The following is a 2,249-nucleotide window of genomic DNA, read 5'->3' as shown; positions in this document are numbered from 1 at the left end:
TGGTGGCTTTGACCGGATATGTGGCCCGATCCATGAGAAAAGTAATCCAGTGAGTCATTTGATTAAAGAAGAGAGACCGATGGTGATTTTGGACACTATCGGTTTTTCTATTTCTTAGAAAGATTATTGAGGCCTATAAAGCAATGGATAATTACAGGGAAGAACTTAAGTCAAACTTTAAATTATGGAATCTTTTTTTACGACATCCTTAAGAAATTTCATTTATGACACTCAAAATGTCACCCAAAATGACAGTCAAAATGTCACCAAAAACGAGGAAGGAAGATTATCATTAGATAAAAAACAATTGAGTATGTGGGTAGTTCAAAAGGGTTTACACTTTGATTTTTATAGCTTATGATTAATCATGTATATATTTTCACTATTGAATAATTTATTGAACAAATAGGTTTCAAGAGTGGATACGACCTAAGTTGGCGGGAATGCAAAAACAAAAGGAGCGAGTAATGTCAACGTCAAAGTTTCGGAAAGTGCCAGGAATGATTTTGTCCCTGGTCTTGGCATGTGTGTTAGCCATTATGCCGCTGGCAGAGCCGGAGGCTTCGGCATACAGGTTTGAAAGTGGCGTAAAGATTTACCATAACTTCATGGCAAATTTTATGTATGAGAAAAAAATTGATATGAGGAATGCCCCTGACCAGAAGACCATTCCCAATGCGGATTTCGAATTCGAGCTCGTCCGGATTCCTTCCGAAAAGGAATCCGAATATGGGATTGGTCAATCCTATATCTATGAGGACGATGGGAATAGCGGACAAATCATTCGAGCAGGATTCTTGGAAAATGGCGAGGACTCCATGCTGTTCAGCCGTGTCAGTTTTAAGGATACGGACATTTTTGATGCTCATTTAACCAAGCTTATGGACAATAGAGATATTGTTAATGATCTTGGAGAGCAGGTAATTGACCATACCCTGAAATATGACTGGGGTGAGATGTGGTCATCCGATCGTTCACGAATAACAATAGGCAGGCAACCAACTCCTGAGGAGCTGGAGCAGAGGCGGAAGGATAGGGAAGAAGGTTACGACCAAGGATGGCCGGATGACACTATTGTCTGGCAACTCTTACGGATTCCGAAAGAAGGGGAGATAAATCCCGGAAGCTATGAGTATGGAGATCAAAATTTTGACGAGTATAGATTTAAAGTTTTTAGATATACAGTAGAAAAAGGACTAAGTAGTTCCCAACAACGTGATTTTTTCCCTTATACGTATCGGAAACCACTGATTACCCATCAAGAAGTAGATAAAACTACCGGAAACTATATTTCTTTATCTAAGGGACTATTACTACCTCATGAGTACATGGATATGGTTGAATTCTTGTACAAAACGAATTCAGAAGAATTTGAAAAAAAATTTGGTGGACAAACAGTGGATGGAACCAGATCCTTTGATATGGAAAAAGATGCCGATTCTAAGGAACTCTACGTCATCTATCGTTATTTATTAAAAGAAAAGAGCCAGGAGAATTCTCCCTTTGTAACCAATAATGATATGAAGATCGTTGACTTCATCCCTGAAGCCCATACCTTATATATGTTTAATAGTATTGGAGATGCAAATACATTTTATAGCCAGGCAGCACAAAAGAATTCAAGAATCTATAATATTTTTGAGCTCAAAGAAGATCCCTCTAAACGAATTTCATTCACCAACGAATACAAGCCCAAAACCCCGCCTGTCGTTGTCGTGCCGGTCAAGAGGACCATCTCTGTTGCCAAGCGTTGGGTGGATGAGGATAACCGGGATAACAAACGTCCGGAATCCGTCACTATTCAGCTTTTGGCCAATGGGAAGGAGACCGGGAAAAGCCTGGTCCTGAATGCGGAGAATGGGTGGTCCGGGTATTTTGGTGATCTGCTGAAGATGGAGAACGGAAGGGAGATCCAATATACCATCAGGGAAGTGGGTTCCATGAAGGGCTATGAGGCGGCTATCACCGGCAACCAAAGCCAGGGCTTCACGGTCACCAATACCTATAAGACGGAAAAGATCAAGATTGAAGGGAAGAAGACCTGGGATGATGGGGACAATGTGGACGGCAAGCGTCCGGAATCCATCACCATCCGTCTTCTTGCTAATGGGGTGGAAAAGGAAAGCCGGAAGGTCACCGAAAAAGAGGGGTGGAAGTGGACCTTTACCGACCTGCCCAAGTATGAGAAGGGGAAGGAAATCACCTACACCATCGCTGAGGATCCGGTGGAGAATTATACATCGGAAGTC

General features: G+C 41.8%; 1 protein-coding gene. It reads left to right on the top strand.

The window, feature by feature from the left end:
* Nucleotides 1-1,397: 1,397 nt before the first annotated feature.
* A partial coding sequence (locus tag HGKM_RS09115; protein WP_245550632.1) for a Cna B-type domain-containing protein occupies nt 1,398-2,249 on the top strand: 852 nt, incomplete at its 3' end.

The sequence above is a fragment of the Kallipyga massiliensis ph2 genome, assembly GCF_000311985.1.
Classification (GTDB): Bacteria; Bacillota; Clostridia; order Tissierellales; family Peptoniphilaceae; genus Kallipyga; species Kallipyga massiliensis.
The sequence above is the reverse complement of the archived record's forward strand: the minus strand, read 5'-3'. Positions and strand labels throughout refer to the sequence as shown.